The organism is Streptomyces sp. SDr-06 (genome assembly GCF_003324565.1).
In the GTDB taxonomy this organism is placed as follows: Bacteria; Actinomycetota; Actinomycetes; order Streptomycetales; family Streptomycetaceae; genus Streptomyces.
In genome coordinates this window covers 131,013-157,223 of sequence record NZ_QOLA01000016.1, presented here as the reverse complement: position 1 = coordinate 157,223, position 26,211 = coordinate 131,013, and the positions used below count along the sequence as shown (strand labels likewise).

Sequence of the window (26,211 nt, the reverse complement as noted above, 5' to 3'; positions counted from 1 at the left end):
CCGTCACTCAGCTCTGATCAAGCAGCGTCAAGAGTTCGGTGTTGTAGAAGTCGTCGATGGAGCAGGCGCCCGACAGGGTCGAGAAGTAGCGGTCGATCAGCTCCTGGTGACCGACCAGCTTCCGCAGCAGGTCGATGCGTGCCTCGGGCTTGAGTTCGGCCACGTTGAGCGCGCCCTGGTAGTGGCTGAGCGTGTCGCCGTCCAGGTCGTCCGCGTAGTTCCGCAGGGCTTCGTCGAGCGCCGCGTCGTCGTGCAGCTGCTGTCCGACGTGGCCGGTGAGCGACTCGGCCTGGACGAAGGCCTCGGTGATGCCGCGGGCGGTGATGGAGTCCTTGTGCGTCACCGCGTCGCCGACCAGGGCCCACCCGGGCCCGAAGGCCTGGCGGAAGAAGTTCTCCTGGTGGCCCGTGCCGTACAGCTGCTCCTCGCGCTTGCCCGCCCGCATCCGCTCGTACAGTTCGGGCGCCGTGGTGCGGAAGGCGTCGAGGTAGAAGGGCTCCACGTCCTTGCGGACCCCGGAGAACTCGTCCTGCGGGAAGTACGTCATGAGCAGCGTGAGGTCGTCGTTGGTGGGGATGACACCGATCCAGCGCCCCGGCCGCTCGTACAGCTCGAAGTGCGAGGGGACCCCGGACCAGTAGCTGTAGTAGGTGCAGGTCATGCGGGGGTGCTCGATGACGTAGGGTGCGCCGGCCTTGCGGGCCACCAGCGACCGCATGCCGTCCGCCCCGACGACCAGGCGGGCCCGGTCGGTGGCCGTGGCGCCGCTGGGTGTCGTGTAGCGCACCCCGACGACCCGGTCGCCCTCCCACAGCAGGTCGTTGACCGCGCAGCCCTCGCGGAACTCCACGCCCGCCGCCACCGCGCCGTCCGCGAGGATCGGGTCGAGGACGTAACGCCTCGGGGCGTACGTGGTGCGCTGGCCGTCGATCGGCAGCGAGAAGCCGTCGATGCGGACGCCGGGCGCCTCGTAGCTCTGGTGGTCGATCGGCCGGCAGCCCGCCTCGCGGATCCGGTCGAGCAGGCCCCATTTCTTGAGCAGCGCCACGCCCTGCGTGTGGATGTAGTGCGAGGAGAGCGTGTCCTGCGGAAAGCGCGCTTTCTCCAGGAGCAGTACGCGATATCCCTGCTGCGCGAAAAGCATGGCCGTCGGCGAACCCGCACAACGGGCACCTATGACAATGATGTCGTACATGGCGCCTCTCTTGCCAGATGGCTAATTGGATTCCAACGGCCGCAGCCGGAAAGGATGGTTGATGGATCTCACTCAATGCGGCGGACGTGAATGTCCGCCGGCATACGCCTGTGATGCTAGCCGTCCGAACCGGCGGAATGAACACACCTGGAATCGTCCCGCCGGCGGGACATCGCAGGGCTTTGAACAGCCTGAATTAGGAGGCCACGGCGCGCTGGGATTCGATGTACGCGGAAATGGAGGCGACCGTCGGGTTGAGGAACATCTGGTCCATGGGGACCTCGACGCCCAGCTCCTCCATGAAAGCGCCCTGAATGCCGACCATAATCACGGACTGGCCGCCCAGGGCGAAGAAGTCGTCGTCCACCGATATGTTGTCGCGCTTGAGTTCCCGGCACCAGATGGCGCGAACCTCGTCGGTAATCATCACGGCCCTTTCGGTTGTCATCACGGCCGCCTAGGCCGCTGTGGTGCTGCCGGCGAACTGATGGCGGAACGCGTCGGCCAGCGCCGCGCGGTCGACCTTTCCGTGCGGGCTCAGGGGAATGCGCAGGATGTTCACGAAGCGGGCCGGCACCATGTTCCGCGGCAGCGTCCACAGCAGGCGGGTGCGCAGGTCGTCCTCGGAGAGGTCGCCGCCGGTGGGGACGACGAACGCGGTCAGCTCGGCGTCGCCGGCCTCGGTGTAGGTGACCACCACGGCCGCCTCGCGGACCCCGACCAGGCGGCCGAGCGCGCGCTCGATGTCGGTGGGGTCGATGCGCATGCCGCGCACCTTCACCTGTGCGTCCATCCGGCCGAGGACGACGAGTTCGCCCTCCTCGTTGACCTGGCCGCGGTCGCCCGTGCGGTACAGCCTGCGCTCGGCGCCGTCGACCACGAGCGTGGTGAACTTCGCGTTCTCGGGGCCGGAGCCGTTGAGGTAGCCCGCGCCCACGCTGGCACCGGAGATGCAGATCTCGCCCTGCTCCCCCGGGCCGACCTCGTTGAGCTCCTCGTCGAGGAGGTGGATGTCGGTGTTGTAGGCGGGCCTGCCCACCGGCGCGATGTCGTGCTCGCCCGGCCGGTAGTCGGCGAGGTCGTAGGAGGTGGCCACGTCCGTGCACTCGGCGACCCCGTACTGGTGCAGCAGGGTGCAGGTGTTGCCCTCGCGGCGCGCCCAGTTGGTGAGCCGCTCGACCTTCAGCGCCTCGCCGCCGAACAGCACGTAGTCGAGCCGGGCGAGCGCGTCGCCGCCCCGTGCGGTCTCCCAGTCGACCAGCAGGTACAGCGTGCTGGAGGCGCAGTGCACGACGCGGATGTCGTGCTCGCTGAGCATCCGGTAGGCCATCATGGCGTCGAAGTTGCGGGTGGCCATCAGGTGCTGGGTGGCACCGCAGAACAGCGGGGTCATCAGGGCGCGCTGGGACAGGTCGAAGCCGAACGCGCTGACGACCAGGTTGTTGGACCCGCTGTGCAGGCCGTATTCGAGCTTCAGCCAGTTCATCAGGTTGAACCAGCCCTCGTGCCGCACCGCGGTGAGCTTCGGGGTGCCGGTCGAGCCGGAGGTGAACACCGCGTAGCACACGTCGTCGCCGATGACCGGGGTGCCGGGGTCGGTGTCCGGCAGGCTCGCGAGCTGCTCGGCCAGCGGCGCGAGGTCGATGACGTCGACGGATGCCGACTCCACGAGAGCGGCCGTGGCCGGGGAGGCGACGATGAGAGCGAGGTCGGGCACCTGGTTCAGCAGCAGCTGGAGCCGCACCGAGGGGTAGGCCGGGTCGAAGGGCACATAGGCCGCGCCCGCCTTCAGCGTGCCGAGGATGGCGACGAGCAGGTCGACCGAGTAGTCGAGACACACCCCGACCTTGGCGCCCCGGCCGTGCCCGCGCGAGAGGAGGTAGTGCGCGAACCGGTTGGCGCGGGCGTTCAGTTCCGCGTACGTCACCCGCTCCCCGGCGTAGAACACGGCGACGGCGTCGGGCGTGTTGCGCGCGTGCGCCTCGACCTGGTGGTGGACGACGGGTGCCGGGGGCAGGTCAACCCGCTTTCCCTGAAGGATCATCAACTGCTCCGATGTGAGAGGTGTCCGGTCGGACGGGCCGTCGGCACACCGCCTCGAAAAGGGAGTCCGGCCGGCACGGCGTTCGGGCGGTGCGCTGCTAGGCGGTCCGCTGATCGGGGGTTCGCTGGTCGGCGGCTTCGAGCATCTGGGCCACCCACTTGTCGACGGGCATTCCGTGTGCCGCGGCGGCCTTCGAGTAGTACTCCAGCTGACTGGCGGACAGTTCGATGGTGAGCCGGGTGACCTTCTGCTTGCGCCGCTCGGCGGCCGCCGACTTGGCGAGCTGGGGCACGTCCTGCTGTTCGGCGCCGTCCTGGGCGATCTCCGCCGTGTCGTTCTGCGCGGCCAGGCTGGCGCGCACCGCCCTGCGGAGTTCGTTGCGCGACCACTTCTGCTGTTCGGCCTTGCGCAGCCAGTAGTCCTGTTCCGGCGGGGAGAGCCGGGTGACCTCGGCGTGGTGGGCGAAGCTGAGGTTGTCCCGGCGGCGGTGGTGCTCGAACCGCCGGGCCACCCACGCGTAGTTGCGCAGGGTCTGGTAGTCGAGGCCGGTGCGCTCGATGGCTTCCTTGTAGCGCCGCCATCCGTAGGCGGCCTCGCCGTAGATGAGCCAGTCGGCCAGCCACCACGCGGAGGAGTTCACCAGCTCGCGCAGGTTGGTGCCGATCTGCTCCCAGGAGCGCTCCGGCAGGTTCTGCGGAAGGAGCATGCCCGACTTCTGCACCTTGGCCTGGGGCCCCACGAAGGACAGGACCACATCGCGTTCCGCGGACTCACCGCCGCCCACCGGCCCCGCCTTGTATCTGCTCGCGGTCCTCACAGCGCCGCTCACCATCTTCATCTCCCCACTCAAAGTGCTTGCCTGGGCGTAGACCGATCACTCGACGGAGCGTCCGGGCGGCGGTCACTGTCGTTCCGTTGCGCCGGCCCGCTCAGGTACGCGGCGAGCGTCGGCGAGAAGTAGATGTGTGGGCCCGCGCAGCCGAGCGCCGGCGGGCCGCTGCGCGTTCCCCCGAGGGGCCCGGCCGAACGGGGGCGTCCCGGCCGGGCCTGTCGTGCCCCTGGGTCATGCCGCGTCAAGTGGCTTGATTCCAGGGGACGTTCAGTCCGCCGCCATGGCCTCGCGCAGCGTCTTGGGACGCAGGTCGGTCCAGTTCTGCTCGACGTACTCCAGGCACTCGGCCTTGGCGGCCTCGCCGAAGACAACCCGCCAGCCGGCCGGCACCTCGGTGAACACCGGCCACAGGGAGTGCTGCTCCTCGGCGTTGACCACGACGAAGAAGCGGCCGTCCTCGTCATCGAAGGGGTTCGTGCTCAACTGGCACCGTCCTTAACCGTCATGGGGTGACTCGGGATGGGAAATCGTCAGGCCGGACAGGTGGACCGCGGCGGGCGCGGTGTGCGCCTGTCGGTGGTGTCCTCTCGCCAACCGCCCGGGCATCCCGTGAAAGAGGGACCCCCGGCGCCGGCTGCGAGCCCGGCGTTGCCACGTCACCGTAAGGATTCGACCGCCGGGCCAACAAGGGCGGTAGTGCGGAGTTCGAGTCGTTCTGGATCGGGTGCTCGACGAACCTGTTTTCGGAATCCGAGGGGCTCCACAAGCCACCCCGCCGAAGAGAGCCGTACCCCCGGAGCCCGCAAACACCAAGGCCCCGCAGGCCGGCGGGGCACGGTACGGGGAGAGGCACCAAGGACGATCGAGGGCCATCACCGCACGCCCCCACCAGTCAGGTTCAAGCCACTGCCCCGGCACGCGACCATCCACCAGGCAGGACCTCCACTGCCCGGGAGCACCTACCGGTACGGATCCACCTACAGGGGTGCGGGGAACCGCGCGACCAGCCCCGACGAGCCGCAGAGGGACACCAAGCCAACAGGGCTGCCCCGCGACACAAAAACCCCGCCCCCTACCGGCACGGAGTACCTGTAGGGGCGCGGGGAACGGCGCAAGGCCCCGAGGGCCCGGTCGAACGCCCTTCAGTCGATGCCCCGGACAATGTGCGGCTCAGCCGCAACGGACACGTCCTCGTCGGCCGCCCCGGCCAACCGCAGCGGCGGGGCGTCGAAACGCCCGGTGAGCCCGGTACGGCTGGCGCCGCGCAGCGGCTGGTTGAGCTCTTGCGAGTGGTCGTTCACCGGTTCGTCCCTTCGCCGGACTGCGCGCCCTGAGCGCAGATCTACCGATCGACCACGGCGTCGCAAGGCGCTTGAGGTTCGTTCGAGAACGACCTGCCTCCGGCCCGGGGTCACCGGTCCTTGTCGTACACATGGATGTGCGCAACGACGTACACCATGGCGATCGGCTGCCCGGCGTTCCTCGGATGGGGAACGTACGGCAGCCGATCGGCCCGTCGCTGTCCGCTCCGGTTCGAGCGGTGGTGCGGGACCTGGTCTTCTGGGCCGGGCCCCGGTCCTCGTACGGGCTCGGCCGCCCGGGTTGCCGGTGGCCGACGTGCCGTCCACGCTAACCGCGGTCCGGTTGAGGCCCGCTCAAGAACGCGGGCAGCCGGCGGGGGCGGGCGTAGCCGATGGCGCCCGCACCGGCCCTGCGGCACCGGGCCCGGCGAACCGGGCCCCTGCCGATGGCGCCGGAGGACTGCTCAAGAACGGCCACACCGGTGGTGGAGCCCCTCTGGTGCCCGCGCCCGGGAGGCCACTCGCCGTTCTATGGTCCGAGGAAGCCCGGACCGACCCCGAGGAAGAGCGATGGACAGCACACGACCTGCCTTGCGCCTGTTCGTCCTGCACCACGCCGGGGGCTCACACCTGCTGTACCGCCACTGGCCTGCGATGCTGCCGGACAGCTGGGACGTGCGGCTGCTCGACGCCCCGGGCCACGGCCTGCTGCTCGACCGGCCGCAGATCGCGGACGCCGGGCGTCTGGCCGACTTCCTGCTGCACCGCATCGAACCCCGACAAGAGGGCCCGTACGCCCTGTTCGGGCACAGCATGGGCGCCCTGGTGGCGTACGAGATCACCCGGCGGCTCGTCGACCGGGGGCTGCCTCTGCCGGTGTGGCTCGGTGTCTCCGCGCGGCCCGCGCCGCAGCTCGCGGGGCAGGGCCACGGGTACCACGAGTTGCCCGAAGCCGAACTGCGCAGCCGCCTGAGGCTGCTCGGCGGCACACCCGACGAGGTCTTCGACGACCCCGACCTGTGGGCCGTGTTCGATCCGATGATCCGGGCCGACATGCGTCTGGTGGACACCTGGCGCCCCGCTCCCGACCGCGCTCCCCTGCCCGTGGCGCTGTCCGCCTTCGCGGGCGTCGAGGACCACGCGGCGTCGCCTCGCCGGATGGCCGGCTGGGAGGAGCACTCCGACCACTTCGTCGGCTTGCGCGTCTTCGACGGCGGCCACTTCTACTTTCAGCGCGATCCCGCTCCGCTGCTGCGGCAGATCGAGCGGGACGCGACCACGGCGCTCGACGCGGCGGGCGTCACGCGCCCGTCCTGAACCATCGGTGACCCGCCGGCCCATGGTCGTCCGACGCCCGCGACCGAACGGCGCGCGGGCATGTGAGGGGAAGAGATGCGGTTTTGCATTCTCGGTCTCGTGGAAGTCCAGGACGAGCGGAGCGGCCTGCGGATTCTTCCCACGGGTGCCAAGCAGCGCGCACTGCTGGCGGCCCTGGTGGTGAGGGCCGGGCACGAGGTCTCCGCGCGGCGGCTCATCCAGGAGCTGTGGGGCGGGCATCCACCCGCCAACGCGGCGAACGCCCTGCAGATCCACGTGGCCCGGCTGCGCCGGCTGCTGGTCGGCCCGGTGGGCCAGGGCACCGACGAGGACACGCGCCAGCCGTGGATCGTGACCACGCCGCACGGCTACACCCTGCGGCTGGACCCCGCCGAGACGGACGCGGCGCGCTTTCGGCAGCTGGCCGAGAAGGGCCGCCTGGCGCTGTCCCACGATCCCGGGGAGGCCGGTGAACTGCTCGATCAGGCGCTGGCGTTGTGGCGCGGGCCGGCGCTCCAGGGGAGTGTGCTCGGCGACATCTGCGCGGACGAGGCGGCCCGGCTCGACGAGCTCCGCCTGACCGCCCTGGAGATGCGGTGCGACGCGTATCTGCGCGCCGGGCGGCACGGCGAGGTCGCCGGTGAGCTGGCGGAACTCACCTCACAGCACCCCACCCGAGAGCGGTTCCACCACCTGTTGATGGTCGCGCTGTACCGCTGCGGCCGACAGGCGGAGGCGCTCGCCGTCTACGAACGGGCCCGCCACCACATCAGGCAGGAGCTCGGTGTGGAGCCCGGCCCCGCACTGCGCGACCTGATGGTACGGATCCTCCACCATGACCCGGCTCTCTCCGGGGCCGCGGGGTCCCGCCCGACCGCCGGAGCGCAGCCCCGCGAGGCACCCGCACGGGTCGCCGGGCCGGTGCGCCCCCTGGGTGAGGAGTTGGCCCAGCTGCACCGCCGGATCGAGCATCTGCAACACGAGCAGGAGCAACTCCTTCGCCGCTTCTACGAGTTGACGGGAGCGCCGGGCGGCGGGTGAGAGGCCGGGTGGTTCAGGACAGGACCGGGATCGCGTGAGAACGACATGTCTGTCAATTGGGAGGGTTCATGACAGTGCGAGCAGCCGTGGCGGGAGCGAGTGGATACGCGGGGGGCGAGCTCCTCCGCCTGCTTCTGACCCACCCCGAAGTGGAGATCGGCGCGCTGACCGGTCAGTCCAGCGCGGGCCGGCGTCTGGGCACACTGCAACCCCACCTGACACCGCTGGCCGAGCGGGAGGTCCAGCCCACCACCGCCGAGGTCCTCAAGGGACACGACGTCGTCTTCCTCGCCCTGCCGCACGGCCAGTCGGCCGCCGTCGCCGAGCAGCTGGGCGAGCAGACCCTCGTCATCGACTGCGGGGCCGACTTCCGCCTCGCCGACGCGAGCGACTGGGAGACGTTCTACGGCTCGCCGCACGCGGGCACCTGGCCTTACGGTCTCCCCGAACTCCCGGGCGCCCGCGCCGGGTTGGCGGGATCGCGCCGGATCGCGGTGCCGGGCTGCTACCCGACCGCGGTCCTGCTGGCCCTCTTCCCCGCGTACGCGGCGCGGCTGGCCGAGCCCGAGGCGGTGGTCGTCGCGGCGTCCGGCACGTCCGGCGCCGGCAAGACGCCCAGGGCCGACCTGCTCGGCAGCGAGGTCATGGGGTCCATGCGGCCCTATGGGGTCGGCGGCGGACACCGCCACACGCCCGAGATGGCGCAGCACCTCAGCGTCGTGGCGGGCCGCCGGATCGCCGTCTCCTTCACCCCGACGCTGGCCCCCATGCCCCGCGGCATCCTCGCCACCTGCTCGGCCGCGGCGCGGCCCGGGGTCGGTGCGCAGGACGTACGGGCCGCGTACGAGAAGGCGCTGGGCGACGAGCCGTTCGCGCGACTGCTGCCCGAGGGCCAGTGGCCCAGCACCGCGGCCGTGTACGGCTCGAACGCCGCGCAGGTCCAGGTCGCCCTCGACCCGGCGGTCGGCCGGATCATCGCGATCAGCGCCATCGACAACCTCACCAAGGGCACCGCGGGCGGGGCCGTCCAGAGCATGAACACCGCCCTCGGTCTGCCCGAAGGACTGGGGCTATCCACGATCGGAGTCGCACCGTGAGCGTCACCTCAGCACGAGGCTTCAAGGCGGCGGGCATCGCCGCCGGCATCAAGCAGAACGGCAAGCGGGACCTGGCGCTCCTCGTCAACGAGGGGCCGCTGCGCGCCGCCGCGGGGGTGTTCACCTCCAACCGGGTGCAGGCCGCGCCGGTCCAGTGGTCCCGCCAGGTCCTCGCGGACGGCGAGATCGGCGCGGTCGTGCTCAACTCCGGTGGCGCAAACGCCTGCACCGGGCCGCAGGGCGTGCAGGACACGTACGCCACCGCCGAGCGCGCCGCCGAACGGCTCGGCCTGGCCGCGGCGGACGTGGCGGTGTGTTCCACCGGTCTCATCGGTGTGCCGCTGCCCATGGACCGGGTCCTCGCGGGCGTCGAAAGTGCGGCCGCCCAGTTGTCCGAGACGGGTGGTGAGGACGCGGCGATCGCCGTCATGACCACCGACACCGTGCCCAAGACGGCCGCCGTCAGCCGCGGCGGGTGGACCGTCGGCGGCATGGCCAAGGGCGCCGGGATGCTCGCCCCCGGGCTCGCCACCATGCTCGTCGTGCTCACCACGGACGCCGTCGTCGACAGCGCGGATTTGGACCGGGCGCTGCGGGACGCCACCCGCCTCACCTTCGACCGGGTCGACTCCGACGGCTGCATGTCCACCAACGACACCGTGCTGCTGCTTGCCTCCGGAGCCAGTCAACTCGCGCCGGAGCAGGCCGAGTTCGCCGAAGCCGTGCATGCTGTCTGCGCCGACCTGGCCCGCCGGCTCATCGGGGACGCCGAGGGCGCCTCCAAGGAGATCCGCATCGAGGTGGTGGGTGCGGCGAGCGAGGACGACGCCGTCGAGGTGGGCCGCTCCGTCGCCCGCAACAACCTTCTCAAGTGCGCCATCCACGGCGAGGACCCCAACTGGGGCCGCGTCCTGTCCGCCATCGGCACCACCTCCGCCGTCTTCGAACCCGACCGGCTGAACGTCGCCATCAACGACGTGTGGGTCTGCAAGAACGGGTCGGTGGGCGAGGACCGCGCGCTGGTGGACATGACCGGCCGCTCCGTGGGGATCACGGTGGACCTCGGCGCGGGCTCTCACGGCGCCGTCATCTGGTCCAACGACCTCACCGCCGACTACGTCCACGAGAACAGCGAGTACGCCTCATGAGCGCTTCCCCCTATCCTCAACCGGCTCTCCTACGATCCCGTCGCGACCGCTCCGGCGAGTGCGCGACTCTCTCCAAGGCCCACGCCCTCGTCGAGGCGCTGCCCTGGATCGCGCGTCACCACGGCAAGACCGTCGTCATCAAGTTCGGCGGCAACGCCATGGTCGACGACGAGCTGAAGGCGGCCTTCGCGAAGGACATTCTCTTTCTGCGGCACGCCGGCCTGAAGCCCGTCGTGGTGCACGGCGGCGGTCCGCAGATCAGTTCCCAGCTCCAACGCCTCGGACTGGCATCGCAGTTCAAGGACGGCCTGCGGATCACCACCGACGAGACCATGGACGTGGTCCGCATGGTGCTGGCCGGGCAGGTGCAGCGCGAGCTCGTCGGGCTGCTCAACGAGCACGGCCCGCACGCGGTGGGCATGACGGGTGAGGACGCCCGTCTGATGACCGCCGTCAAGCGCTACGCGCGGACCGACGGCGAGCCGGTGGACATCGGCCGGGTCGGCGAGGTCTCCGGCGTCGACGCCGGTGTCGTGCGGGACCTCGTCGACAGCGGGCGCATCCCCGTCATCTCCTCGATAGCCCGCCCCGAGGACGCCAAGGACGCCGCCAGGGGCGGTGTGTTCAACGTCAACGCCGACACCGCCGCGGCGGCGCTCGCCGCCGCGCTGGGCGCCGAGGCACTGCTCATCCTCACCGACGTCGAGGGCCTGTACGCGAACTGGCCCTACAGCGACGAGGTGATTCCTCGTCTCACCGCCGGTGAACTGGCCGGTCTGCTGCCCGGACTGGCGGCCGGGATGATCCCCAAGATGGAGGGCTGCCTGTACGCCGTGAACCACGGGGTGCGCACCGCGCGGGTCATCGACGGCCGGATCAAGCACTGCGTGCTGCGGCAGATCTTCGACGACGAGGGGGCGGGCACGGTGGTCGTGCCGGACGACGCGGCCGGCTTCGAGGGGGCGACGGCATGAGTGGAGCGGGCAACGCGGCACTGACCCGCCGCTGGCAGGACGTCATGATGGACAACTTCGGCACTCCCCCGCTGCCGCTGGTGCGGGGTCTGGGCACCCGGGTCTGGGACGCGGAGGGCACCGAGTACCTCGACTTCGTCGGCGGCATCGCGGTCAACGCGCTCGGCCACGCACACCCCGCCGTCGTACGGGCCGTGTCCGAGCAGATCGCCTCGCTCGGGCACGTCTCCAACCTGTACATCGCCGAGCCGACCGTGCGGCTCGCCGAGCGCCTGCTGAAGGTCGCCGGACGCGAGGGCCGGGTCTACTTCTCCAACTCCGGGGCCGAGGCCAACGAGGCGGCCTTCAAGATGGGCAGGCTCACCGGCCGCCCGCACATGGTGGCGGCGACCGGCGGCTTCCACGGCCGCACCATGGGAGCCCTGTCGCTCACCGGCCAGCCCGCCAAGCAGCGTCCCTTCGAGCCGCTGCCGGGCGACGTCACCCACCTACCGTACGGAGACGTCGAGGCCCTGCGCGCAGCCGTGACCGAGCGCACCGCGCTGGTGATGCTGGAACCGCTGCAGGGGGAGAACGGCGTGGTCGTGCCGCCGCCCGGCTACCTGCGGGCCGCCCGCGAGATCACCGCCGCGACGGGCACCCTCCTGGTCCTGGACGAGATCCAGACCGGCATCGGGCGCACGGGCCACTGGTTCGCGGCCCAGGCCGAAGGCGTCGAGGCGGACGTCGTCACCCTCGCCAAGGGCCTGGGCGGCGGTCTTCCCATCGGCGCGACGCTCGCCTTCGGCGCGGCCGCGGAACTGCTCACGCCGGGCACGCACGGCTCCACCTTCAGCGGGAATCCCGTGGTGTGCGCGAGCGCCCTCGCGGTCCTGGACACCATCGAGGGGGCGGGCCTGCTTGATCACGTGGCCCGGGCGGGTGCCCGGCTGCGGCGCGGCCTGGAGCGGCTGGAGCACCCGCTGGTGCGCGAAGTCCGGGGCGCTGGGCTGCTGTTGGGCGTGGTGCTCGACGGGAGCTTCGCGGCGCGGGTGCAGCGGGCGGCGCAGGACCGGGGGCTGCTGGTGAACGCGGTGGCCCCGGACGTGATCCGGCTCGCCCCGCCGCTGATCGTGTCGGACCGCGAGGTGGACACCTTGCTCGACCGCTTCCCGGCGGCGCTTTCCGAAACCCTGGACGAGGCGCTGGCAGCGGTCTGACCTACGGGTTCCTGACGGCCCGCAGCCGCACCCGGGGGCTTTGGGTGCGGCTGCGGGAGCCTGTCGGCCCGGCGCCGAAGGTGCGCGCGCCGGACATGCGGGGGCCCTGCCGCCTGGGCGGCGGGGCCCGGGAGCGTCAGGACAGCCGGTTCATCAGTCCGGCGGTCTCGCGCTGGTACGTGCAGGCGCTCTGCCCGAACGCCTCGCGGACGCGGGCGCGCACCTCGCCGGGCTGCTCCTGGCTGAGCTTGAACATGCCCTCGGCGCCGGTCACCTTGAGGCGGAAGGCCCCCACGCCGGGCAGGATCTTGCGGAAGTAGTCGAGCGAGGCGGTCATGTCCCAGCCGTTGCCGAACTCCCCCTCGAACGCGCGCACCGTGGACTGCACCACAGCCAGCGTCTCCTCCGACGAGTCGATCTTCTCCACCACACCCCGGACGTGCACCGCGGTGAAGTTCCACGTCGGGGCGGCCGGCGTCACCTCGTACACCGTGGGCGACACATAGGAGTGCGGGCCGGTGAACGTCAGCAGCAGGACGCTGCCCGTCTCCAGCGCCGCCCAGTGCGGATTGGCCCGGTTCATGTGGCCGAGCAGCGTGACGCCGGGCAGTTCGCCGGACCAGTCGTCGGCCGTATCCGGGTCGAAGATGACCGGCAGATGCGTGGCGAAGGGGCCGTCCTCGGCACTGCCGTTGGCCACCGCGAGCGCCAGGGGATTACCACGGATCAGGTCGATCATCCATGAGTTTTCCGGCTCACGGTAAAAGCTGGGAACGAACATCCGGATTCACCTTTTCAGCAATTGGCTCAGGGCATGGCTATGGCCAGGGTCACACCTGATCTCGTTACTCCGGATACCTCAGCAACGGCCGCACCACACGGATATGGGAAATCATCGCCGACCCTACAGCTGTCCCGCCGACGGGACAACGCTTTCGGATATCGGCCACCTTGAGAAACCCTTGAAAGGTCTTCATGCTGTCTTCAAGTTGATTTTGAGACACTCTGGAGAGCGACACTGCAGAACGGTCTCTCGGGCCATCGGCCGAGTTTTCCAGACGCAAGCGGGAGAGTTATTCATGGGCATAACGGGCAGGCGCCATCAGGAGATCTACGACGTGGTCGGCATCGGGTTCGGCCCGTCCAACCTGTCGCTCGCCATCGCCTTGGAGGAGCATGGGGCGAGCGCTCCGGAGCATCCAGTCAAGTCTCATTTCTTCGAGCGGCAGCCCACATTCGGCTGGCACCGGAACATGCTGCTGCCGTCGACGACCATGCAGATTTCCTTCCTCAAGGACCTGGTGACCTTCAGGAATCCGCTGTCCCGGTTCAGCTTCATCTCGTATCTGCACGCCGCGAACCGGCTCGTGCAGTTCGTGAACAACCAGGACTTCTTCCCGACCCGGCACGAATTCCACCAGTACCTGGAGTGGGCGGCCGCCGGCCTCGACGATCAGGTCACCTACGGCGCGGAGGTCACCTCGATCCGGCCCGTTGCCGAGACCGGCTCCGGGGAACTCGACCTCCTTGAGGTCGAGGTACGCGAAAGCAACGGCAGGACCCAGGTGGTCACCGCACGCAACGTGGCCATATCGACCGGACTCGTACCGCGGCTGCCGGAAGGCATGACGGCCGACGAACGGGTGTGGCACAGCTCGGAGTTCCTGGGCAGATTCAACACACACGCACCCGAGGACCTCAAGAGCGTCGCGGTGGTCGGCGCGGGCCAGAGCGCGGCCGAGATCACCCGGTTCCTCTACGACTCGCTGCCGCACGCCCAGGTCTCCGCGATCATTCCGTCGTACGGCTATTCCGTCGCCGACGACACCCCCTTCGCCAACCAGGTCTTCGATCCCAGTGCGGTCGACGAGTACTTCTTCGGCACCGACCGGGGCCGGGACGCGTTCTGGCGCTATCACCGCAACACCAACTACTCGGTGGTGGACGCGGACGTCATCCGCTCCCTGTACCAGCGGGCGTACGACGAGGAGGTGCGCGACAGCCACCGCCTGCACTTCCGCAACCTGACCCGGGTCACCGAGGTCAAGTCCGCGGGCGGCCGCAAGCACGTGGTGCTGCGCTCGCTGCTCGACGACCGGACGGAGGAGCTTGCCGTCGACGCGCTGGTCTTCGCCACCGGCTACGACTGCGTGGACCCGGCTCGTCTGCTCGGCGAGTTCGACCGGCACTTCCAGCGGGACGCCGCGGGCAGGCACCGGGTCGAGCGCGACTACCGTCTCGTTCCCGCCTCGGATCTGACCTGCGGTGTCTACCTCCAGGGCGGGACCGAGCACAGCCACGGCCTGTCGTCGGCGCTGCTGTCGAACATCGCGGTACGCAGCGGCGAGATCGCCGACTCGATCATGCTGGGGCGCGCCGAGCGGGAGCTGGACCGCCCCGTGGAGGAAGCGACCGCGGCCGCCTGAGCGACGGCCGCACCGTGGGGTGGGCCCCGATGCTGTGGTGACAGCACCGGGGCCCTCCGCATGCCGGGCACTCGGTCACGACAGCGCGAGCGTGCAGCACTTGACGCTGCCGCCCGCCTTGAGCAGCTCGCCCAGGCCCACTCCGATCGGGTTGAAGCCCCGCTCCCTGAGCTGTTCGGCGAGCCCTGTGGCCGCCTGGGGCAGCAGCACGTTGAGGCCGTCGGAGAAGGCGTTGAGGCCGAACACCGCGGCGTCCTGGTCCGAGGCGATGACCGCGTCGGGGAACAGCTCGCGCAGCACGGCCCGGCTGCCGGGACTGAAGGCCGCCGGGTAGTACATGACCTCGTCGGGCGAGAGCACCGCGAGCGCGGTGTCCAGGTGATAGTAGTTCGGGTCGACCAGGGTCAGGCCGGTGACGGGCAGGCCGAAGAACTCCTGGGCCTCGGCGTGCGAGCGAGCGTCGGTGCGAAAGCCGGTACCGGCCAGCAGGCGGCGGCCCACCCGCAGGTAGTCGCCCTCGCCCTCGTTGATGTGCTCCGGCCACAGCAGGTCGTGGAAGCCGTTGCGGGCGAACCAGTCGAGGTAGGCGGGCCCCTCGGCGGTCCGCTCGCGGTGGCGGAAGCGGGCGCCGAGCACCTTGCCGTCGACCACGGTGGCGCCGTTGGCGGCGAACACCATGTCGGGCAGGCCCTCGATCGGCTCGACCACTTCGACGGTGTGCCCCAGCGAGAGGTACAGCTCGCGCAGTTGCTCCCACTGGAGCAGGGCCGCCTCGGCGTCCGTCGGCTTCTCCGGGTTCATCCACGGGTTGATGCTGTACGTGACGTCGAAGTACTGCGGGCGGCACATGAGCAGACGGTGCGCGACCGCCGTGCGCTCCGCCCGGGGGGTGGCTGCGTCGAGTGCGGTTCCGTTCGCCATGGCGGGTTCCTCCTTGGGTTCTTCGTGGGAGAGGGATGCGGGCGCGGCGCCACGGGGTGGGCGGCGCCGGCCGCCCGGCCCGCGAACGGGCCGTCGTCAGGCCCCGGTCGGGCCGCTCGCCGGGTCGGCGGGCGTGCGGGACCGGTCGTACGGTTCGGGCAGCGCGCGGGCGGTCCTCACACGAGGATCCGCGCCGGTTCGGGCAGGGCGATGAGCTGGGGCACGCCCCGGCTCCAGGGGAAGCCGTGGTGCAGCTGGAGCACCGCGGGCGCGCCCGCGTCGACGATCACCGCGACGGCGGCCAGCACGTCGGGGGCGGGTTCCAGTTCCAGGAACCGCCACCGCTGGGCGCCCTCGGTGTCGTTGTCGGGGGGCTGGAAGCCGAGGACTCCGCTGTCCTCGGCGAGTTCGAAGGCGAACGAGTCGAAGGGCAGGCCGAGTCCGAGGCCGCGGGCCTTGGAGTACGCCTCCTTGAGCGTCCACAGGCGCAGCACCCGCCGGTCGCGGGGGCGGCCGGGCGGTGCCTGGGCCACCCAGTGCTGTTCCTGCGGCGCGAAGGTGTCGACGATGGTGTTGAGCCCGCGCGCGCCGCGGTCGAGCCGTTCCACGTCCACGCCGATGCGGTGGTCACGCACCATGCCGAGCAGGTTGTGCCCGTGGGTGTGGGACAGGTTGAAGTCCAGTTTGTGGCCGCCGCGCAGCATCCCTTCGGGGGGCCGGCGGAAGAACGGCCTGCCGCGGGTCGAGCGCCAGATCACGGCCTCCGACTCGGGCACACCCGTTTCCAGGGCCAGTACGCGCCGCACCAGGACGTGCGCGATGACGTACTGGTGGCGGTCCTGCTCGAACAGGAACCGCTCGGCCAGTTCACGCTCGGGCGCGTCAAGCCAGGCGCCGGCCAGGATCTTGGCGAACTCGGCGGCCAGTTCCTCGTTGGTGCAGAACCACAGCTTGACCGGCGCGGGGCGGCCCGGCTCACCGGGTCCGGCCGACCCGGACCCGCCCAGTAGCACGTTTGCGCTCATCCGCTCATCCGGTGGGCTCCATCGCCGCACCGACCTCCCCGGTGTTCCCGTTCGGGGCACCGGTGACGTGCGCGCCGCCCAGCCACAGCGGGCGGCGCAGGAATACCGACGGGGGCAGCGGAACCACCATGGCGCCGGCGCCGGTGCGCTGTTCGAGGGCGGCCCAGTCGATGGGCAGCCCGGACAGCCACAGCCGGGTCAGCTGCTCCAGGCGGTTCCCGCGCCACAGCGCGGCCAGGTAGTCCCGGGTCTCGGGCACCCCGGCGAGAGCGTAGGGGTCCGCAGCGCCGGACCTCAGGTCGGCGCTGCGGACACGGCCGCCTCGCACCGCGTCCGGGTCTGCGGCGAACTCGCCCAGCGCTGAACGGAGTTGGGGCAGATCCCGGACGATCAGTGCCAGCCGGCAGGGCAGTGCGGCGCGGCCCACGCGCAGGGCACGGGCCAGCTCGCCGAGCGCGGGCAGCGCGGTGACTCCCTCGCCGCGTCCGCCGGAGGCGGCGGGGGTCAGCCAGTCGCCGAGCCGTGCGGCGAGGGCGGCAAGATGGGCCGGGGTGGGCGCGGACAGCAGGACCAGCTCGTCCCGCGCGGCGGCCCTGTGGTCCCGCTCGGGGCGTGCGGCGCTCTGCGCCGGAGGCAGGAATTCTTCCAGTACGCCGGTGATGCCGGGCCCTTGGGCCGCGGCCAGCTCCACGACGGCGGTACGGGGCAGTTCGCGGCCCTGCTCGTCGCGCGGCCGCGGCCAGGCCACGGGCGCGGGCCGGGGTCCGGTGGGTGCGAGCACTCCGGCACGCAGCTGGAGCACCGCGGAGGTCAGTGCCGCGATCCCGGTGGCGCCCCCGGCGTCGCCGATGCGCCGCGCGGTCGTCTCGTAGGTCTCGCGTACGGCCGCGGCTCGGCCTGCCACGTCGGCGGGCGCGCGGAGGGTGGGGCCACCGATGGTGGTCGCGCGCAGCACGGCGTGCACCTGGTCGCCGTCGGCCAGGGCGCGTGCGAGGGGCTTGAGCACGATGGCGCCGACTCCTTCCCCGGCCTCGTCGCGGCCGCGTGAGGGGTGCAGCAGCAGTTCGACACCTCCGGCCACGGCGGCCGCACACTCCCCGCGCCGCAGGGCGCCGACGGCGAGGTGCACAGCATCGAGGGCGGAGGTACCGGCGCTGTCGACGGCCTGGGCGGGGCCGCTCAGGCGCAGTCGTGCGGCGAGGCCGACCGCGAGGTCGCGGTGGCCGCTGTTCGGCATCTCGCGGTGTCCGCGGGCCCAGCCCTCGGCGGCGAGGAGGGAGTAGTCGGCGGCGCCGACGCCGGCGAACACGCCGACCGCACGCGGGGAGCCGTCGGGTCCCGTGAGGGAGTCGAGGCGGGGGCCGGTGCAACCCGCGTCCTCCAGGGCCTCCCAGACGATCTCTTGGAACAGCCTGGCCTGGGGGTCCATCAGGGCCGCTTCGGCGGGGGCGAGTCCGAAGAACTCCGCGTCGAATTCGGCCACTTCGCCAAGGAAGTGTCCGCGCAGTCCGGGTTCGAGCGGCGATCCGCTCGGCCGGTCCAGGGGGCCGGCGCAGGAGGTGTCGCGGCCGTCGCGCAGGTTCTTCCAGTGGGCGAGGAGATCGGGTGCCAGAGGGTAGCGTCCGGCGATCCCCACGATCGCGTACCGGTCCGTGGCGGGCACGGCGTCGGCGCCGTCCGCCTCGTGCGGCTCCGTGACGGCGGGCGTCATGGGCTCGGGAGCGGGCCGCAGCGTCGGGCGGGGCTGTTCGGTCCGTGCCGGTTCGGGCGCCGTGACCACCGTCGGGGTCGCGGTCCGTTCGGGGGCGGTCGGTACGGAGTCGGCGACACCGACGGACATCAGGGTCGTGAGGATCCGAACGGCTTGGCCCCGTTCGAGACTTCCCGCCTTGAAACGGGTGAGTACTTCTCGCTCGTCCATGAGATCCGATCGCATGTCCATGGGTTTCGCCGTTCAGTCCCTGCGCGACAGGAGGGTGAGCGCGTCGTCGATGGACAGCCATCCGGCGCGCACCGCGTCGAGCAACGCGCCGATGCCGAGCGGCGCGGCGCCGGGCACGCGCACGCCCATCGCGGCGGGCATGACCTCGGGAACGTGGTGCGGCGGGTCGGAGGCGATGATGTGCGCCGCGAGCGCTGTGAGGTCGGGGTGGTCGTACAGCGTTCCGGCGGGCTCGCGCAGCCCGTAGATCCGGTTGACGGCGGCCACGAACTCCGAGGCGATGACGGAGTCGACGCCGAGCAGGGTGAAGGGGGTGTCGGTGTGGATGTCCCAGGGGTCGCAGCCCAGGATGCGGGCGAGCTCCTCGCGCAGCAGCTCCGCCACCGGCGCGATGTCGGCGCCGTTCACCGGGGACGCCTGAGTGTTCTGCGGCAGGGTGCGGGCGGGACGTCCGGCCGCGGGCGCGCCGTGCGGGATCACCGTGCGCGACAGGTGGCGCGCCAGCGCCGTCGGGGTGGGGTGGTCGAGCATGACGTCGGCCCGGACGTCGGTGCCGTAGTGGCTGTTCAGCGCCGCGACGAACTGGACGCACAGCATGGAGTCGAGACCGAGCAGCCGGAAGGTCTCCTCCGGGTCGATCCGGTCCGGCGTGGTGCGCAGCACGTCGGCGAGAACCACCACGAGGCCGGTCAGCAGCCGGTCGTGCGCGGGGTCGGCGGGGGCCGGTGTGCGGGAGAACAGCATTTCTTCTTGCATGAGTCGACTCCAAGGGTTCCGTTCCGCAGGCCGATGGTGAGGTGGCGGTACGTCGCGTCTCGCGGGTGTCCGCCCGGCCACGCCGGTCCGTGTGAACTGGATGAACTGTCCGTGTGGTCCGCCCTGTTGAGGGGTGGGTGTGGTGCTGGTGCTCGTCACGGGTCCGGCCGCCTGGTCATGCCGGTCAGCCGACGGCGAGCAGTCGCGGGTCCCGGCTGCTGGGGACGGTGTGGGGGGTGGGTTCGCCGGCCTGGAGCATGGTCTGTTGCAACCGGCGCAGTTGGGCCGAGGGTTCGAGTCCCAGGTCGCGTACGAGGGCCTGGCGCAGGCGCTGATACACCGCGAGGGCCTCGGTGCGCCGCCCCGACCGGTACAGCGCCAGCATGAACTGACCGTGCAGGGCCTCATGCGTGCGATACCGGCTCACCAGCACCGTCAGCTCACCCAGCAACTCCCGGTGACGCCCCAGCCGGAGATCAGCCTCGATCCGCTGATACAGCGCACACAACCGCGACTCCTCCAGCCGGCACACCTCCACCTCCAACTGCGCACCCACCCGCACATCCGCCAACGCCGAACCACTCCACAACCCGAGCGCCTCACGCAACCACCGCGCAGCCCCCGCGAAATCCTCCGCATCCATGGCCCGATACCCCATGCCCGCAAGCCGATCAAACTCACGCACATCACTCGAACCACCACCGCCCCGCAACACATAACCCCCCGGAGCAGTCACCAGCACATCCTTCGCCGACACACCCGCCACCGGCTCCACACCGGATTTCGCCCCTGACTCCAGGGCCGCACCGATCAGCTCACGCAACTGCAGCACATACGTCTGCAACGTCGTCCGCGCCGACCGCGGCGGACGCTCACCCCACAACTCCTCAACCAACAACCCAACCGGCACCACCCGATCCACATGCAACGCCAACAACGCCAAAACCTTCCGAGGCTTCGGCGCCGAAGGCATCACCGCAACACCATTCACCCTCACACCCAACGGACCCAGAACATCAATATCCACGCCGTCATCCCCTCACTGTGTGTGCGCCTCGAAGCGACGGTGTCGATCCGAGGGCTGCGGGCAGACCGGGTCTCCGACGAACACGTCACACAAACAGGGTGGTCGGTTCGTCAATACCAAACCATACTCGCTGTTTTTACAGAATGCCATGCGGATCTCAAGCGCCCCTAGAAAGACTCAAGTGACACATGCCGGGGTTGAAAACCACACACTACCTACCAAATAGGGCGTTCAGCGCCGTCGGCATCCCAGACCGGCTGCCCCGTTTATGGGCCGACGCGTCCAGGGACGTCGATCCGTAACGTCTGCATGTGTGGACAGGCCCTTACGCAAAGGCCGAAGAACCGGCAGCGCGGTCTGTCTTGGCCCGTTCGCGTCGGCTGGCCCCCGGGGGCGGGGCCGTTGCCGCTCATGCCGGGCGGGTGGTCACCGGCGGGCGGGCGTCCCCGGAAACGTCAACGCGCCCGCCTGCGTCGGGGACGACGCGGGCGGGCGCGGACAGAGGGATGTGCACGGGTCACACGGATCGGGAGGCCGATCCGGGGCCTTTGCACCGTGCGGAACGTCGAGTTCAGCTGTGATGGGCGTCCACCACCTCAGGCCGCCTCGCCGTGCCGGGGGTCGTCCCACTGCTTCTGCTGGGCGGCGTACTCCGCGACGAAGGCGGCGAGCCAGCGCACACCGCCGTCCGAGCCGACGGCGGCGACCGGCCCGCTCGGTCCGAGCCCGCGCGACAGCGTGTGGTGCGCCTTCAGCGCCGCGGCCACCAGCTCGCCCGGCGGGCGGTGGGCGTGGTCCGCGTCTCCGCAGGCCATCGCCAGCGCCTCGGCCCAGGCCCGCGAGACGATCTCGTCCTTGCGCAGGCGCGGCGCCGGGTTCGGTTCGGGGTTCTGCATGGCTGCCTCCTCGGCATCTCGCTACTCGGTGCAGGTGCTTCCCTGGTGTCGTGCGGTGCGTGGGGCGCGTTGCGGAGGGTCAGTGGCGCCGCCGCACGGACGCCGCGAGCAGGCGGGCCAGGTCGTCGGGTCCGGTGGCGCTGGCGTCGAGGACGACGGCGAGCGGCCGATGGCCGTCCGCCGCGGCGAGGCGGGCGATGGCGCAGGCGGCGACGCCGTCTCCCGAGAACCCGGCGAAGGCCAGGGTGCCGCCGGGACGGACGTGGGGGCCCAGCGCGTCGTACACGGCCTGTGCGCCGACTGCGGCCTGGGGGCCACCCGCCGGGACGGAGCCGAGCAGGAGAAGTTCCTCGGGCCCCGGGTAGGCCTGGGCGAGCTGGTCGTAGAAGGCCCGCGAGATGCCGGGCGCCTGAAGCAGGCCGACGGTGCCGGCATCCGGGCCGGCCGGGCGGCACAGCACGGCGGGCCGGGCGCCGCTCCCCTGGGGTTCGGCCCGCACCGGAAGGACGGCGGCGCCCTCGCCCATGCCGGACAGCAGGGTGAGGGCCTCGCCGACGGTGGTGAACTGCCCTGCTTCGCGCGGGAGTTCACGCAGCAGCAGCGCGGCATGGGCGAGGAGGTCGGTGATCTCCGAGAGCCGCGCCTGGTTGTAGGAGGCGGTGAGGACCAGGCGGCCGACCCCGTCGTGGTGGACGATCAGTGTGACCGGGAAGGCGGTGCGGGCCCCCAGGGTCTGGGGCGGCTCCACCTCGATGCCGTAAGTGGCCAGTTCGGCCTCCAGCTCGGCCAGACCGCGCGGTTGGGCCTCGAAGGTGAGCAGGGTGTCGGCGGGCGGGCCGGGCGGGCGCGTCCAGGAGGCGACCTGCCCGGCCGACACCCATTCGTAGGCGGCCTGCTCCAGGGAGCGGTCGCGCAGGGCGGCCAACAGCTGGGGCACCGTGGCGTCCGGGTCGACGAGCACGGACTGCGGCAGCGGACCGGCCAGGGCGCCGCAGGTTCGCTCCACTCCCTCGAAGAGGACGCCGCGGCCCCGGGCGGTGGTGGCGAAGCGCACCAGTGAGGGGCCCGAGGCCCGCCCGGCGCGGTACAGCAGCAGGGCCCACACCGCCTGGAGAGCGGTGGACTCGCTACTGCCCCAGAGCGCGGCCCAGTTGGTGAGCCGCGCGGTCTCCGCCTCGGTGAGCCGGAGCCGGGACCGGCCCTCTGGATGACTGCCCGTCTCGGTGAAGAGCGGCGGTACGGGCCCGGCGTCCGGGGTGTCGGCGCCGGTGAAGAAGTCCTGGGCGGCGGTGGTGTCCTGAGTGGCGAGCCAGGACACGTAGTCGGTCATGTCGGGCCGTCGCTCGCCGCCGGGAAGTTCCCCGTCGGCCAGGTAGGCGCGGTAGAACTCGCGGACCAGGAGCCGCACGGACCAGCTGTCGAGCAGCGCGTGGTGGTAGGTGAGCAGCACCCGGGCGGGGGGGACCGACGGGCTCGCCGGGCCGCCGCCGAGCAGGGTGATGCGCAGCGGGGCCGGGCGGCGCGGGTCGAGGCCGCGGCGCCGGTCGGCGGCGACGAGGGAGTGCCACTCGACGCTGCCGCGCGACAGCCACACGACCTCGGGTTCGGCCTGGTCGTGCACCACGAGTCCGGGTGCGTCCTGGTCGTCGAAGGCGGTACGCAGCACGGATTCGCGGGCGGACACCGAGCGCCAGGCAGCGGTGAACCGGGCCACGTCGAGGGGCCCGTGCCAGTCCCATGCGGCCTGTTCGACCTGGCGGCCCGGATCGAGATGGGCGTCGACGTCCGCCAGCAGCTCGCGCTGGCGAGGCGTCGCGGCCAGGTGGCGGGTGATGAAGGAGCGGCGCCCGCCGTGGGTGAGCAGGTCGGCGAGGGCGCCGAGGGGGAACTCGGCGGGCTCGCCGTGGGGTCCGTCCTTGAACCGCACCGTGTGCCGCCCGCGCCCCTTGCTCTGGAGGTCGGCCGTCCAGGCGGGTGCGCCGGGGTGGCGCGCGGCGATGCTGTCGAGCGCGGCCTCGACGCGGGTGGTCTCGATCGGGCCGCGCAACTCCAGTACGGGTGGTGCGCTGCGACCGAGTTCGACGACGACGGTGATCGGCTCGCCCTGCGGCAGACGTGCGAAGCGGCTAGTGGTCATCGGCAGTCCGGGGCACGCGCCGGCGAAGCCCCCTCCCCTTCTTCAAGAAGCGCTGTTCAAGCATGCCGACAGCACGCCACAAAGCTCTGACACAGACCTGACATTCCGCTCGATCCGGGTCACGCCAGGTCGTCCCGGGTCACCCGGCGGTGCGCGGTGCGCCACTTGCCACGGGTGCGGACGAGGGTGTCCTCCATGACACATACGTACAGGACCTTGGAACTGCCGCCGGCCGGCGTGACATACACCAGGGCCGAGCAGCGGGTGCGCAGCGAGCCGTCCGGCTGGGGCTGGACGTCGAGCATGCCGACCCAGTGGTTGAGGCGGTTGCCGGCCCGGCGCTGGCGTGCGGCGCCCTCCCGTACGTAGCGGGCGAGGCCGACGCGGGCGCGCACCGGCTCGGGCAGCGAGGGCAGTTCGAAGACGGCGTCCTCGGTGAAGGTGCCGGCCCAGCGCTCGGAGTCGTGCGCGTCCAGGATCTGCATCTGGTGCGCGTAGAACTGCTGCACCTCGGCGTACAGAGCGGCGAACTTCTGGCTCTCACGGGTGCGTTCGGCGGTGTCCACCAACTCGACGGTCATGATCTCGGTCTCCGCTTCCGTCCGGGCCTATGGGTGGTGAGGGACGCCGAGCGGGCCCCGGCGCACTCCGGGAGATCCGAACTCGGTACAGGCAGTCTCTCGGGCGCGGATCGAGCCTCCTTCAAATACTCCTCAAGCGCGTGCGTCGAAGGTGGACACCGTGGGGTCACGACAGCCCCGACCCGACGACCGGAGGTGCGATCAGCGGTGGTGGATTTCTCCGCTCCGGACCTTCCCCGTGGACGGCCTGCCACGGCGGGCCGACTCATGCCGACGGCAAGCCGCTCGGTCCCGACCGCCCAGGGAGTCTGTGATGTTTGGTGAGCGTGTGCACCGTACGCGGCACTCGGTCGAGGTGGCCGCGCCGGCCGGAGTGGTCTACGCCCTGCTCGCGGACGCCGAACGCAGGCCGCTGTACTGCCCGTCCGTTCTGCACGTCGAGCGCCTCGACTTCGAGGGGCCCCGGGAGCGGCTGCGCTCGTGGGAGAGCGCGGGGGGTGGCATCAGGTCGTCGTTCACGGCGCGCGTGCGGCACGCGCACGAGCGGCGCATCGAGTTCTTCCAGCTCAGGCAGGAGGCGCCGGTCGAGACAATGGGCGGGGAGTGGACCGTCGAGGAAAGTGCGGGCGGGCGCAGTGTGGTGACGGTACGGCACGAGTTCACGGTCGTGGGCGACCATCCGGACGACGTGACCTGGGTCGGTCTGGTCACCGACGACAACGCCCGGGCCGACCTGGAGAGCCTGCGCCGCATCGCCGAAAGCGACCTGCCGCTCGACGACCTGGTGCTGTCCTTCGAGGAGTCGGTGCGGTTGAACGGGCCGGGCGAGCTGGTCTACGACTTCCTGTACCGGGCGGCCGACTGGCCTGGCCTGGTGGCGCACGTGCCGCGCCTCGAACTGACCGAGTCCGCCCCCGGTGTGCAGGTCCTGGACTACGACGTACGGCTGCCCGAGGGGGCGGTGCGCACGGCGAGTTCGGTGCGGCTGTGCTTCCCGCACGCGGGGAGGATCGTCCACAAGCAGACCATGCCGGCGGTGCCGGCGGCCGCCGCGCACATGGGGGAGTGGTCGGTGGTGCCCGACGAGGACGGGGTGCGTGTGATCGCCCAGCACTCGGTGCTGCTCGACGAGAACGCGTTACGGGGCCTGCCGACCGGTGCCGCACAGGCCCGGCTCGCTCTGCGGCAGGACATCGGACGGATGTCGCTGACGGTCCTCGAACTGGCCCGGCACCACGCGGAGTCGGCGGTGCACGCGCTGCCGAGGCGGCCCGTGCCGGCCGGGGGCCCACTCCTGTAGGTGGCGGCGTGCGGTCAGGCGGCGTACAGGTCGAAGGTCGAGGCGCGCCGCTCCCCCGCCACCACGTCGAGCGCGGGGTCGACGGTGAGCATCATCTGGTGCAGCCGCTGGAGCTGCGGCGAGGGCTCCACGCCGAGCTCGTCGATGAGCCGCTTGCGCAGCCTGCGGTACACGTCGAGCGCGGTCGCCTGCCGTCCGGAGCGGTAGAGGGCGAGCATCGCCTGGGAGTGCAGGCCCTCGTGCTGCGGGTGGCGGGCGATCAGATCCGTGAGCTCCGCTATGAGTTCGGCGTGCCGGCCGAGCCGCAGATCGGCGTCGATGCGCCGCTCGACGGTGCCCAGGCGGGACTCCTTCAGCCGCATGATCTCGATGGAGAGGATCGACCCGGCCCGTACGTCGACCAGGGGCGGCCCGTTCCACATGTCGAGGGCGCCTCTGAGGAGCGCGGCGGCCTGGCCGTCCTCGCCCTCCTCGAAAGCCCGCTGCCCGCCCGCGACGAGCTGCTCGTAGCGGTGCAGGTCGACGGATTCGGCCGGGATCTGCAGGACGTACGCCCCGTGCCGGGTGGCCAGGATCTCCTTGGCGTTGCCGGGGCCGTCGGGGCCCATGGCGGTGCCGAGGTGGCGGCGCAGCTGCAGGACGTACGTCTGCAGCGTGGTCAGGGCGCTCTGCGGCATGTCGGCGCCCCACAGCTCTTCCATGAGCGTGGCCACCGGGACGATGCGCCCCGGATAGAACGCGAACAGGGCAAGGAGCTGACGCGGCTTGCTCGCGGTGGGCACGATCGAGACCCCGTTGACGGAGGCGCTCAACGGCCCCAGAACCTGAATCTCCACGGTTTCCTCTCGTACCCCATCGAGTGGCGGCCGTGCCTGGTGACCCATCGAGTGGCGGCCTTGTTCCTCGGCACGCTAGACCTGTTCCCGGCCACCGCACCCGTTGCTGGACCGGTCCTCAAGTAGCCCTGTACAAAGGGTGGTTGAGGCCGTGAGGCACCGACTTGAGGATGCGTGCAGGGCGGTTCGAGGCTCACTCGCGGAAACGCTCGCGGC

At 71.2% G+C, this 26,211-nt stretch carries 24 protein-coding genes; 8 read left to right on the top strand and 16 right to left on the bottom strand.

Annotated elements, in window-relative coordinates:
• Positions 1–7: 7 nt before the first annotated feature.
• The 6 genes from DT019_RS27690 to DT019_RS39800 form a co-directional block, all read right to left on the bottom strand.
• Positions 8–1,195: an NAD(P)/FAD-dependent oxidoreductase gene (locus DT019_RS27690; protein ID WP_114039650.1), complete on the bottom strand. Its 1,188-nt coding sequence runs from the start codon at positions 1,193–1,195 to the stop codon at positions 8–10.
• Positions 1,196–1,391: 196 nt separating this feature from the next.
• On the bottom strand, positions 1,392–1,643 hold the full coding sequence (locus DT019_RS27685; RefSeq protein ID WP_223279794.1) for an acyl carrier protein: 252 nt from the start codon (positions 1,641–1,643) through the stop codon (positions 1,392–1,394).
• 9 nt (positions 1,644–1,652) lie between these two features.
• Entirely contained in the window at positions 1,653–3,239 is a 1,587-nt protein-coding gene (locus tag DT019_RS27680) for an amino acid adenylation domain-containing protein (RefSeq protein WP_114039649.1), read from the bottom strand.
• A 97-nt stretch (positions 3,240–3,336) separates the two neighbouring features.
• Positions 3,337–4,056: an LmbU family transcriptional regulator gene (locus DT019_RS27675; protein ID WP_223279793.1), complete on the bottom strand. Its 720-nt coding sequence runs from the start codon at positions 4,054–4,056 to the stop codon at positions 3,337–3,339.
• Between the two features lie 282 nt (positions 4,057–4,338).
• Positions 4,339–4,554, bottom strand: coding sequence for an MbtH family protein (locus tag DT019_RS27670; protein WP_114039648.1), 216 nt, complete (start codon positions 4,552–4,554; stop codon positions 4,339–4,341).
• A 659-nt stretch (positions 4,555–5,213) separates the two neighbouring features.
• Positions 5,214–5,372: a hypothetical protein gene (locus tag DT019_RS39800; protein WP_189389981.1), complete on the bottom strand. Its 159-nt coding sequence runs from the start codon at positions 5,370–5,372 to the stop codon at positions 5,214–5,216.
• Between the two features lie 570 nt (positions 5,373–5,942).
• On the opposite strand from DT019_RS39800, the gene DT019_RS27665 reads away from it, so the two are divergent.
• From DT019_RS27665 to DT019_RS27640, 6 genes are all read left to right on the top strand, one after another.
• Entirely contained in the window at positions 5,943–6,689 is a 747-nt protein-coding gene (locus DT019_RS27665; protein ID WP_114039647.1) for a thioesterase II family protein, read from the top strand.
• 99 nt (positions 6,690–6,788) lie between these two features.
• Positions 6,789–7,730, top strand: coding sequence for an AfsR/SARP family transcriptional regulator (locus tag DT019_RS27660; protein ID WP_223279792.1), 942 nt, complete (start codon positions 6,789–6,791; stop codon positions 7,728–7,730).
• Between the two features lie 68 nt (positions 7,731–7,798).
• Positions 7,799–8,827 carry an N-acetyl-gamma-glutamyl-phosphate reductase gene (gene argC, locus DT019_RS27655; RefSeq protein WP_114039645.1) on the top strand — a complete coding sequence of 343 codons (1,029 nt, stop codon included), beginning with the start codon at positions 7,799–7,801 and terminating at the stop codon, positions 8,825–8,827.
• Entirely contained in the window at positions 8,824–9,975 is a 1,152-nt protein-coding gene (gene argJ / locus DT019_RS27650; RefSeq protein WP_114039644.1) for a bifunctional glutamate N-acetyltransferase/amino-acid acetyltransferase ArgJ, read from the top strand. The genes argC and argJ overlap by 4 nt, the downstream gene beginning before the upstream one ends.
• Positions 9,972–10,949, top strand: coding sequence for an acetylglutamate kinase (gene argB / locus DT019_RS27645; protein ID WP_114039643.1), 978 nt, complete (start codon positions 9,972–9,974; stop codon positions 10,947–10,949). Before argJ ends, argB begins: the two co-directional genes overlap by 4 nt.
• Positions 10,946–12,148: an acetylornithine transaminase gene (locus tag DT019_RS27640; protein WP_114039642.1), complete on the top strand. Its 1,203-nt coding sequence runs from the start codon at positions 10,946–10,948 to the stop codon at positions 12,146–12,148. Before argB ends, DT019_RS27640 begins: the two co-directional genes overlap by 4 nt.
• 136 nt (positions 12,149–12,284) lie before the next feature.
• Here DT019_RS27640 and DT019_RS27635 read toward each other — a convergent pair whose 3' ends face one another.
• Positions 12,285–12,929, bottom strand: a complete 645-nt coding sequence (locus tag DT019_RS27635; protein ID WP_114039641.1) for an FMN-binding negative transcriptional regulator — start codon at positions 12,927–12,929, stop codon at positions 12,285–12,287.
• Positions 12,930–13,227: 298 nt separating this feature from the next.
• Between DT019_RS27635 and DT019_RS27630 the strand changes: the two genes are divergently transcribed.
• Positions 13,228–14,574 (top strand): lysine N(6)-hydroxylase/L-ornithine N(5)-oxygenase family protein, encoded by a 1,347-nt coding sequence (locus tag DT019_RS27630; protein ID WP_114039640.1) that lies wholly within the window; start codon positions 13,228–13,230, stop codon positions 14,572–14,574.
• A 75-nt stretch (positions 14,575–14,649) separates the two neighbouring features.
• Here the strand turns inward: DT019_RS27630 and ddaH are convergent, their stop codons facing one another.
• The 8 genes from ddaH to DT019_RS27590 form a co-directional block, all read right to left on the bottom strand.
• The gene (gene ddaH, locus DT019_RS27625; protein ID WP_114039639.1) at positions 14,650–15,495 is read right to left on the bottom strand and encodes a dimethylargininase; all 846 of its coding nucleotides are present in this window, start codon (positions 15,493–15,495) and stop codon (positions 14,650–14,652) included.
• Between the two features lie 176 nt (positions 15,496–15,671).
• Entirely contained in the window at positions 15,672–16,520 is an 849-nt protein-coding gene (locus DT019_RS27620) for a 4'-phosphopantetheinyl transferase family protein (RefSeq protein ID WP_114039638.1), read from the bottom strand.
• A gap of 4 nt (positions 16,521–16,524) precedes the next feature.
• Positions 16,525–18,456 (bottom strand): polyketide synthase, encoded by a 1,932-nt coding sequence (locus DT019_RS27615; RefSeq protein ID WP_189389979.1) that lies wholly within the window; start codon positions 18,454–18,456, stop codon positions 16,525–16,527.
• Between the two features lie 18 nt (positions 18,457–18,474).
• The gene (locus DT019_RS27610; RefSeq protein ID WP_114039636.1) at positions 18,475–19,218 is read right to left on the bottom strand and encodes an acyl carrier protein; all 744 of its coding nucleotides are present in this window, start codon (positions 19,216–19,218) and stop codon (positions 18,475–18,477) included.
• Positions 19,219–19,402: 184 nt separating this feature from the next.
• Positions 19,403–20,245: an AfsR/SARP family transcriptional regulator gene (locus tag DT019_RS27605; protein ID WP_114039635.1), complete on the bottom strand. Its 843-nt coding sequence runs from the start codon at positions 20,243–20,245 to the stop codon at positions 19,403–19,405.
• A 596-nt stretch (positions 20,246–20,841) separates the two neighbouring features.
• Positions 20,842–21,141, bottom strand: coding sequence for a hypothetical protein (locus DT019_RS27600; RefSeq protein WP_114039634.1), 300 nt, complete (start codon positions 21,139–21,141; stop codon positions 20,842–20,844).
• A gap of 79 nt (positions 21,142–21,220) precedes the next feature.
• On the bottom strand, positions 21,221–23,278 hold the full coding sequence (locus DT019_RS27595) for a condensation domain-containing protein (protein ID WP_114039633.1): 2,058 nt from the start codon (positions 23,276–23,278) through the stop codon (positions 21,221–21,223).
• Positions 23,279–23,397: 119 nt separating this feature from the next.
• Complete coding sequence (locus tag DT019_RS27590; protein ID WP_114039632.1) at positions 23,398–23,859, bottom strand: nuclear transport factor 2 family protein; 462 nt, start codon at positions 23,857–23,859, stop codon at positions 23,398–23,400.
• Positions 23,860–24,172: 313 nt separating this feature from the next.
• Between DT019_RS27590 and DT019_RS27585 the strand changes: the two genes are divergently transcribed.
• A complete protein-coding gene (locus DT019_RS27585; protein WP_114039631.1) occupies positions 24,173–25,159 on the top strand; it encodes an aromatase/cyclase in 987 nt (328 codons plus the stop codon).
• 14 nt (positions 25,160–25,173) lie between these two features.
• Here the strand turns inward: DT019_RS27585 and DT019_RS27580 are convergent, their stop codons facing one another.
• Positions 25,174–25,995 carry an AfsR/SARP family transcriptional regulator gene (locus DT019_RS27580; protein ID WP_114039630.1) on the bottom strand — a complete coding sequence of 274 codons (822 nt, stop codon included), beginning with the start codon at positions 25,993–25,995 and terminating at the stop codon, positions 25,174–25,176.
• Positions 25,996–26,211: the final 216 nt, after the last annotated feature.